This is a genomic window from Pinirhizobacter sp., assembly GCF_035317885.1.
GTDB lineage: Bacteria > Pseudomonadota > Gammaproteobacteria > Xanthomonadales > Rhodanobacteraceae > Pinirhizobacter.
Genome location: NZ_DATHFX010000211.1, coordinates 1 through 8823, shown reverse-complemented (window position 1 = coordinate 8823; position 8823 = coordinate 1). Strand labels below are relative to the sequence as shown.

The window sequence follows — 8823 nt, the reverse complement described above, 5'->3', positions numbered from 1 at the left end:
ACCGGCAAGCTGGCCGAGCTCACCGACCGCCTGCACGCCCTGCCCCATGTGCGCCGCCTGCGCATCCATACCCGGCTGCCGGTGGTGCTGCCCGAGCGCGTCGACGACGCCTTCACCCAATGGCTTGGCGCCGTGCCACTACAGAAAGTGGTGGTGCTTCACGCCAACCACGCCAACGAGTTCGACGGCAACGTGGACGAAGCCTGCCGGCGCCTGCGTGACACCGGGGCGACCCTGCTCAACCAGTCGGTGCTGCTGGCCGGGGTGAACGATGACGCCGAAACGCTCAGCGCACTGAGCGAACGCCTCTTCGCCGCCGGGGTGCTGCCCTACTACCTGCACCAGCTCGACCGCGTGCAGGGCGCCGCCCATTTCGAAGTGGACGATGCCCGCGCGCTGGCCCTGGTCCAGGCCATGCGCGAACGGCTGCCCGGGTACCTGGTGCCCCGGTTGGTCCGCGAGGAGCAGGGCGAGCCCTCCAAGACGCCGCTTTAAGCGCCGGCACCCTCAAGGGCCATCGAAAACAGCCGATGGTATTGGCGCAACGATTGGGGTACAAACTCTAGGCAGCACGCGAAGCGGCCACGGGGGGCAACCTGGCGATCGCGGCCTTACGAATCGCCACCGGCCCAGCATGAAACAAGACAACGTCATCAAGATCGCCTTCGTCGAAGACTCCGTCGAACAGGCCGAGCAGCTGATCAACGTGATGCGCAACGGCGGCACCGCCGTGCGGCCCTCGCGCGCGGGCACGCCGGACGAATTTGCCCAGTCGCTGGATGAAAGCCCGGACATCGTGCTGGTGAACCCCGCCACGAAAAAGCTCGACGTTGCCACCGTGTTGCGCCAGGTGGAAGCCAGCGGCAAGGACGTGGCCATCATCGCCACCGTCGAACGACTCAACGAAGACACCATCGCCGAGCTCTTCACCGCTGGCGTCCGCGGCATAGCCCTGCGCGGCCGCCCGGAACAGACCCTGGCCATCGTCCGCCGCGAATTCGAATCGCTTACCACACGCAGGCAGGTGCGTCGGCTGGAAACCGCGCTGCGCGAATCCGAGCGCCGCTGCGATGCCTTGCTCGATTCCTCCCGCGATGCCATCGCCTACGTGCACGAGGGCATGCACGTACGCGCGAACCAGGCCTACCTGGAGCAGTTCGGATTCGAAGAGTTCGACGACATCCTGGGCCTGCCGATCCTGGACATGATCGCCAGCGAAGACGCCGACCGCTTCAAGACCCTCTTGCGCAACCTTTCGCGCGGCGACAAGCCGCCGGTGGAACACATCGAATTCCAGGCCCGGCGCGGCGACGGCAACCGCTTCAAGGCGATCGTCGAATTCGCGCACGCCACGTTCGAGGGCGAATCCTGCCTGCAGATCGTCTTCCGCCGCGAGATCATCGACCCGAATGTCGTGGCCCAGCTCACCCGGGACTCCGTGACGGGCCTGTGGAACCGCGCACACACGCTGGAACTGGTGGACCGCGCCGTGGCCTCGGCCACCGATGGCGAGACGGGCCGGGCCCTGCTGCTGGTGGAGCCCGACAACTGGAAAGACATCGTGCCGGCGATCGGCATGGGCAATGCCGATCAGCTCTTTGCCGGCATCGCCGGCAGGATCCGCGACGTGCTGGACGACGACGACGACGCCGGTGTACTGGGCGAACACACCATCGGCATCGTGCTGCATGCACGCTCCGATGCCGAGGTGCACGACCTGATCGAAAACCTGCGCAGCTCGGTGGCTGCGCAGATCTTCGACGTCGGTTCGCGTTCGATCACGGTGAGCCTGACCGTCGGCGGCAGCCTCCTGGCCGAGCGCAACGCCAATGCCGAGACCTTGCTCGAGCAAGCCAGCACGGCACTGCGCAACGCGCAGAACCAGGGCGGCAACCGCAGCGAGGTGCACGACCCTTCGGCCCGCGAGAAGGCCGATGCCGAGCGCGACCTGTACTGGCTGAACCTGGTCCGCGATGCGCTGGAAAGCGACAACTTCCTGCTTTACCACCAGCAGATCATTTCCCTGCAGGATGCCGCCGGCGAGTTCTATGAGATCCTGGTGCGCATGCGCGGGCCCAACGGCGACGTGCTGCCCAGTTACTTCATGCCGGTGGCCGAACGCCACGGCATGCTGCCCGCGGTCGACCGCTGGGTACTAGGCCATGCCATCGACACCCTGCACCAGCGCGAACGAGACGGCCTGACCACCACCTACTTCGTCAAGCTGACCCTGGCGTCCCTGCACGATGCCACGCTATTGCCGTGGCTTGCCCAGCGCGTGGGCGAGGCGAAGCTCCGCCGCAGCACGATCGTGGTGGAGATGCCCGAGAGCAAGGTGCTGACCAGCCTTCGCCCGGCCCAGGAATTCATCACCGGCTGGAAGAAGGTAGGCGGCCGCTTCGCCCTGGAGCAATTCGGCTCGGGCCTGAATTCCTTCCAGATGCTCACGCACGTGGATGCCGATTACCTGAAGATCGACCGCAGCTTCATGACCGAGCTTCCGCAGCATCCGGAAAACCAGAAGAAGATCGCCGAAATCTGCGTCGAGGCCCATGCCCAGGGCAAGCAGACCATCGCCGAGTGGGTGGAAGATGCCGCCAGCACGTCGCTGCTGTTCTCCTGCGGCGTCGACTTCGTCCAGGGCAACTTCCTGCAGGAACCGGTGATGGTGGTGGCGGACAGGCACGACTTTACGCACGCCTGATGCAACGCACACGGAAAAACCCCCGTGGCGCGAGCCCGGGGGTTTTTCGTGTCGCAGGTGCCGTTATCAGGACTGATGCCGGGCTTTTTCCGGGGTCAGAGTTTCACTCTGACCCCAACCCGACACGTCGCGAAGCCGATTACTCGGCGGCAGCAGCCTTGGCGGCCTTGATGTTGGCAGCCTTGATGTTGGCGGCGGCGGCCACGTCTTCCTTGATGCGGGCAGCCTTGCCTTCCAGACCGCGCAGGTAGTACAGCTTGGCGCCGCGGACCTTGCCCTTGCGCTTGACGGTGACCGAGTCGATCGTCGGGCTGTGTGCCTGGAAGACGCGCTCGACGCCGGTGCCGTGCGAGATCTTGCGCACCGTGAAGGCCGAATGCAGGCCGCGGCTACGCTTGGCGATGACAATGCCCTCGAACGCCTGGACGCGCTCGCGGTTGCCTTCCTTCACCTTGACGTTGACGACGACCGTATCGCCAGGACCGAAGTCCGGCAGCTGGCGGACGATCTGCTCGGATTCGAACTGTTCGATGAGTTTATTCATGGCACACCCGTTCAAAAATTCAGTGCTGCGGGCCGGTATCGGCCGCCGCTTGTTGTTGCCGCGAGTACTCGCGGCGGAATTCATCCAGCAAAGCCCTCGATTGCGCATCGAGCACCCGCTGCGTAAGCAGATCCGGCCTGCGGAGCCAGGTACGGCCCAGGGACTGCTTCAGGCGCCAGCGGGCAATCGCCGCGTGGTCGCCGGACAGCAGTACCTCCGGAACCCCGCCCCATGCGTCGTGCTGCACGGGCCGGGTGTAATGCGGGCAGTCCAGCAGGCCGTCGGAGAACGAATCCTGCTGGGCGGAGAGCGCGTCGTTCAACGCGCCTTCCTGGAGCCGGCCCACGGCATCGATCACGATCGCTGCCGCAAGCTCGCCACCTGACAGTACATAATCGCCGATCGAGAGCTCCTCGTCGACCTCATGTGCCAACAGGCGTTCATCCACGCCTTCGTAACGCCCGCAAAGCAAGGCAATTCGCGGCATGGCTGCCAGCGCCTTGACCCTGCCCTGCGTCAGCCGCGCTCCCTGCGGACTGAGGTAAATCACATGCACCGGCTCCGGTGCCGCCTCGCGGACCGCCGCCAGGGCCGCCCGCAAGGGCTCGATCAGCATCACCATGCCCGGACCGCCCCCGAAGGGCCGGCCGTCCACGGTGCGGTGGACGTCATGGGTGAAATCGCGCGGATTGAAGGTTTCAACCTGCAGCAGCTTGCGCTGCTGCGCGCGTCCCACGACACCTACCGCGGCGGACTGCTGCACGAAGTCGGGAAACAGCGTGACGACATCGATGCGCATGGTCCTGCCTTCGAAAGCTAGAATTCAGGATCCCAGTCGACCACCATGCGTCCGGCGGGGATATCCACCGTACGCACGTACGAACCCTGGACGAAAGGAATCAGACGCTCCTTGTCTGCGCTCCTTACCACCATCACGTCGTTGGCACCGGTGGCGAACAGGTGGCTTACCCGTCCCAACGGCACTTCGTCGATGGTGACCACCTCCAGGCCTTCGAGGTCGGTCCAGTAGTACTCGCCCGGTGCCGGCGCCGGAAGCAGCTCGCGGGACACGGTGATTTCCGTGCCCATCAGCGCTGCGGCGCCTTCGCGGTCGTCGATGCCAGGCAGGCGGGCCACGATGCCCTTGCCCTGCTGCCTGCCCTCGACGTCCCGGACTTCACGATCAATCCCCGGTGCGGTGAGCTGCCAGGGCTGGTAATCGAAGATGCGCATGCGGGGCTCGGTCCACGACTCGAGCTTGACCCAACCCTGCACGCCGTACACCCCAACGATGCGTCCGACTCGGACGCTTCGCCCGGGCGACGCCATCAGGCAGCCTGCTTGCCGGCTTCCTTGACCAGGGCGCGGACCTTGTCCGTGCACTGGGCGCCCTTGGCGACCCAGGCCTGGATCCTGGCCACGTCCAGCTCCAGGCGCTTGTCCTTGCCGGCGGCGACGGGATTGTAAAAGCCCACGCGCTCGATGTTGCGACCATCACGCTTGTTGCGACCGTCGGTCACGATGACGTGATAAAACGGACGGCCCTTGGCGCCGCCGCGCGAAAGACGGATCTTAACCATAGTTACTTGCTCCAGAATCGCCGGGGACCGGCAGGCGCACGAGATTCGTACGCGGTAAACCGTGCATTCTAGCGAATGCGGCGGAAAAAGGAAGGGGTGGCCCTAAAAAAAACTTCAATCAAATCCGCGAAGAAGCCTTCCAGACAGGCTTTAAGCGGAGGCTTGAGGTTCAGCGCATCGGCGGGAAGCCGCCGCCCCCCATGCCCTTCATGGCACCAGCCATCTGGCGCATCAGGCCCTTGGCGCCACCGCGGGCCAGCTTGGACATCATTTTTTCCATCTGCATGTACTGCTTGAGCAGGCGGTTGACGTCGGCCGGCTGGGTACCCGAGCCACGGGCTACGCGGGCCTTGCGCGAGCCGTTCAGGAGGTCGGGATGGCGGCGCTCTTTCTTGGTCATCGAGCCGATGATGGCCACCATCCGGCCGATTTCCTTGTCGTTGACCCGGGATTTGACGTTTTCCGGCAGGTTCGACACCCCCGGCAGTTTGTCCATGAGTCCGGCCAGGCCGCCCATGTTGTTCATCTGCTCGAGCTGGTCCCGCATGTCGTTGAGATCGAAGCGCTTGCCCTTGATCACCTTCTGGGCGAGCTTGTTGGCCTTGTCCTGGTCGACCTTGCGCTCGACTTCCTCGACCAGCGACAGCACGTCGCCCATGCCCAGGATGCGCTGGGCCACGCGGTCGGGGTGGAACGGTTCCAGGGCGTCGGTTTTCTCGCCGGCGCCCAGGAACTTCACCGGACGGCCGGTCACGTAGCGCACCGACAGCGCGGCACCGCCGCGGGCGTCGCCGTCGGCCTTGGTCAGTATCACGCCGGTGAGCGGCAGGGCCTCGGAGAACGCCTTGGCCGTGTTGGCAGCATCCTGGCCGGTCATCGAGTCGACCACGAACAGGGTCTCGATGGGGTTCAGCGCGGTATGCAGCTGCTTGATCTCGGCCATCATCTCGGCGTCGACGTGCAGCCGGCCGGCGGTATCGACGATGAGTACGTCGACCACCTCGCGGCGGGCCGCTTCCAGGGCGGCACGGGCGATGGCAACGGGATCCTGGCCACCGTCGGACGGGAAGAAGGAAACCTCCACCTGTTCGGCCAGGGTCTTCAGCTGCTCGATGGCGGCCGGACGGTAGACGTCGCAGCTGACCACCATCACTTTCTTTTTCTTGCGCTCCTTCAGGAAGCGCGCGAGCTTGGCCACGGTGGTGGTTTTACCGGCACCCTGCAGGCCCGCCATCAGCACGACGGCCGGCGGCGTGGCGGCAAGGTTCAATTCCGCGTTGGCGGTACCCATGACGGCGGTGAGCTCGTCGCTGACCACCTTCACCAGGGCCTGGCCCGGCGAAAGGCTCTTCACGACCTCCTGGCCGACGGCGCGGATCTTCACCCGCTCGATCAGTGCCTGCACCACCGGCAGGGCCACGTCCGCTTCGAGCAGCGCAATGCGCACCTCGCGCAAGCTTTCGCGGATGTTTTCTTCCGTCAGGCGACCACGACCGCGCAGGCGGTTGACGGTTTCGGAAAGGCGAGAGCTCAAGGAATCGAACATGGGGTGTCGGTAGTTACGGACGGATAAGCCGGTGATTATAGCCGATGGGGCCGATGGCGCGTTTCGCCCGGGCCGGGCGCTATGCCAAACTCATCGCATGACCGCAACGCTCGTCGCCCTGACCGCCATCGCGCTGTACCTGGCCGCCGCCCTGGCGCTGGCGCGCCCCCTGTTCGGTACCCACGCCCCGATGGGCCGCCTGGCCATGTCGCTGGCGGGCATAGCCGTGGTGCTGCATGCCTGGCTGCTGCTGGGCCGCGGCACACTGGACCTGCATTTCTTTGCCGCGCTTTCGCTGGTGGCCTGGGTGGTCTCGGCCATCACCATGGGCGTGAACCTTTCAAGGCCGGTTGCGGGGCTGGGGATCTTCATCTTCCCGCTGACAGCCTTGTTCGTGGCCCTGGACGTGTTTGCAGCGCCGACGACAGGGCCCCAGCCCATGGACTGGCAGATCAAGCTGCATGTCGCCTTCGCCCTGCTTGCCTTCAGCGTGCTGTCGATTGCCGCGGTACTGGCGATCCTGCTGGCGATCCAGGAACGCGCCCTGCGCCGCAGCCAATTCAAGCATTGGTTGCGCGCCCTGCCCCCGCTCACCCTTGCCGAATCGCTGCTGTTCCGCATGATCGCCGCCGGTTTCGCGCTGCTTACGCTTACCCTGCTCACCGGTGTGCTGTTCGTCGATAACCTGTTTGGCCAGCACCTGGTGCACAAGACGGTGCTGTCGATCATCGCCTGGGCGATCTTCGGGGCGTTGCTACTGGGACGCTGGCGTTATGGCTGGCGCGGTGGGCGTGCGGTGAACCTCACCTTGCTAGGCATGGGAACGCTGTTCCTGGCCTTCATCGGTACCAAATTCGTGCTGGAGCTGGTGCTGCACCGGACGCTCTGAGCCAGCGCCGGTGCAATACCGCGTGATCGCGCGTTAGGCGCCGCTGCCCTAGGCCGTCGTCAGGTCGACGATATGCTCCGCCACGGACGCCGCTCCGTCCCGATTGGCCGGACTGTGCGAATAGGCATTATTGTGCCGATGCGTTTCCGGGGCGTTTTGCGCCATTGCTGGAGGGCTGCTGCCTGTCAATCCTATTTGAGGTGGCGGTGGCGGAGGCGGCGGAGGGGGCGGATACGATGGGCTGATAAGCAAAGGGAGTGGCATGCGTGTATTGCTCCTTGTTGTGGAGACTCAACGCTAGATCACGATGGCTGACGCCGCTTCCATATTCCGCCTACGTACTGACATCCGGACCAACCCATCGCCTGCGCGCCTTGGTGACATGGCACCAGAAACACCGAGGTGCCGGTCTCCTTGGCAAACCGCGTGAGCCGCGCGGCGGACTCGCGCACCTGGCTTACAACGATGCTATCGCGCATACGAACCCATTGCTTTCAGCATCCGCCCCCAGCGATGTAGGTCGCCTGCCCTGCTCGCCTTCAGCGTGCTGTAGCGCTCATCGATCAGACGAACATCATGCCCATGGCGCGCGCTCGATTGAAGAAGGCACTACTGCCTTGGTTGGTCTCAAGCCCGCGGTAGATGCGCATATGATCCTCACCTCGCGCTATCTGCTTGAATAGTCGGTCCATGTCGTTGATCTCCAGCAACGCAGGCCAGCTGATGCCAACGCCTGACCCGGCGGCGCGGTATACCTCGCCGATACAGACACCCGCGCTAGCGGCGAGAAGAGCGGAACCATGACTCAACGCATTCCTCTTACCGACGATCCAGTCGCGACAGGTCTGGCTATTAATGCCGAAATGATCGGCACGCGATGCCACCGGCACCTGCAGGAGAGCCGCATTGTAGTCTTCGTAGCCGTCCATGAACCCGGCCGCCATCGATTCCTCGCGCCATGGATGCGCCTGGTCATTCCGTTCCAGCGCAGCGATACACGCCCACTCCAGCGTCTCTCGGCGCGAACTGGACAGTTGTCGGCCAGCCATCACTTCGTCCACCGTTTTACCATTCAGAAAATCGTTCCGTGCGTGCGTTGCAATGGCAAGGCGTTCCAGCTCGTCTAGGAACAGATTTCGACCGATCTCGTATCGCTCGATGACGGCGGGACAAGGTTCTCCCGCGATCACCGCTTCGCTAGCCGGGCCTGCGCAGATGGCACCCATGAGCGCAGTGACTTCCTCCGACCCCGTAATGGCGTAGTCGACAGCCACCGAACGCCAGTCCTTGCGTTCCGCGACCACGGCCTGCGCGCCCTTGATGAAGCGGCCTCGCCATTCGTCAATTTCGCTAAAGTAGAATGACAAGCGATCCGCGGGGCCCTCGATCGCGAAATACGACCGGTCAATGGACTCCGCTTCGGTGCACAACAGCCGCAGGCCCGGGTGCTCGTGTGCTTGTAGCGTCTCCCTGGCCGCGCGGACAAGCTCATCGAGGCAGTTGACTTCCCTGTTGGCGTCGCGCGGTTCGCAAAAAGCATCGATGAAGCAGGCACGCCAC

8 protein-coding genes and 1 pseudogene are annotated in these 8823 nt (G+C 64.5%); 3 read left to right on the top strand and 6 right to left on the bottom strand.

Going from position 1 to position 8823, the window contains the following annotated elements; translation table 11 throughout:
* A pseudogene (locus tag VK519_RS06650) lies at window positions 1-495 on the top strand (EF-P beta-lysylation protein EpmB); the annotation flags it as partial.
* Between the two features lie 139 nt (window positions 496-634).
* Complete coding sequence (locus tag VK519_RS06645) at window positions 635-2704, top strand: EAL domain-containing protein (RefSeq protein ID WP_324348417.1); 2070 nt, start codon at window positions 635-637, stop codon at window positions 2702-2704.
* Window positions 2705-2843: 139 nt separating this feature from the next.
* Here the strand turns inward: VK519_RS06645 and rplS are convergent, their stop codons facing one another.
* The 5 genes from rplS to ffh form a co-directional block, all read right to left on the bottom strand.
* Complete coding sequence (gene rplS / locus VK519_RS06640) at window positions 2844-3248, bottom strand: 50S ribosomal protein L19 (RefSeq protein WP_250623426.1); 405 nt, start codon at window positions 3246-3248, stop codon at window positions 2844-2846.
* Window positions 3249-3267: 19 nt separating this feature from the next.
* Entirely contained in the window at window positions 3268-4047 is a 780-nt protein-coding gene (gene trmD, locus VK519_RS06635) for a tRNA (guanosine(37)-N1)-methyltransferase TrmD (RefSeq protein ID WP_324348416.1), read from the bottom strand.
* 17 nt (window positions 4048-4064) lie between these two features.
* Complete coding sequence (rimM, locus tag VK519_RS06630) at window positions 4065-4577, bottom strand: ribosome maturation factor RimM (RefSeq protein WP_324348414.1); 513 nt, start codon at window positions 4575-4577, stop codon at window positions 4065-4067.
* Window positions 4577-4828 (bottom strand): 30S ribosomal protein S16, encoded by a 252-nt coding sequence (rpsP, locus tag VK519_RS06625; RefSeq protein WP_324348413.1) that lies wholly within the window; start codon window positions 4826-4828, stop codon window positions 4577-4579. Before rpsP ends, rimM begins: the two co-directional genes overlap by 1 nt.
* Before the next feature lie 169 nt (window positions 4829-4997).
* Window positions 4998-6374: a signal recognition particle protein gene (gene ffh, locus VK519_RS06620; RefSeq protein ID WP_324348411.1), complete on the bottom strand. Its 1377-nt coding sequence runs from the start codon at window positions 6372-6374 to the stop codon at window positions 4998-5000.
* 97 nt (window positions 6375-6471) lie between these two features.
* Between ffh and VK519_RS06615 the strand changes: the two genes are divergently transcribed.
* Window positions 6472-7263: a cytochrome C assembly family protein gene (locus VK519_RS06615; protein WP_324348409.1), complete on the top strand. Its 792-nt coding sequence runs from the start codon at window positions 6472-6474 to the stop codon at window positions 7261-7263.
* A 563-nt stretch (window positions 7264-7826) separates the two neighbouring features.
* Here VK519_RS06615 and VK519_RS06610 read toward each other — a convergent pair.
* Window positions 7827-8823: hypothetical protein (locus VK519_RS06610; protein ID WP_324348407.1), on the bottom strand; the 997-nt coding region annotated here is incomplete at its 5' end.

Coding starts and splice junctions, on each gene's coding strand:
- VK519_RS06645 (WP_324348417.1), top strand. CDS start 635: ATGAAACAAGACAACGTCATCAAGATCGCCTTCGTCGAAGACTCCGTC.
- rplS (WP_250623426.1), bottom strand. CDS start 3,248: ATGAATAAACTCATCGAACAGTTCGAATCCGAGCAGATCGTCCGCCAG.
- trmD (WP_324348416.1), bottom strand. CDS start 4,047: ATGCGCATCGATGTCGTCACGCTGTTTCCCGACTTCGTGCAGCAGTCC.
- rimM (WP_324348414.1), bottom strand. CDS start 4,577: ATGGCGTCGCCCGGGCGAAGCGTCCGAGTCGGACGCATCGTTGGGGTG.
- rpsP (WP_324348413.1), bottom strand. CDS start 4,828: ATGGTTAAGATCCGTCTTTCGCGCGGCGGCGCCAAGGGCCGTCCGTTT.
- ffh (WP_324348411.1), bottom strand. CDS start 6,374: ATGTTCGATTCCTTGAGCTCTCGCCTTTCCGAAACCGTCAACCGCCTG.
- VK519_RS06615 (WP_324348409.1), top strand. CDS start 6,472: ATGACCGCAACGCTCGTCGCCCTGACCGCCATCGCGCTGTACCTGGCC.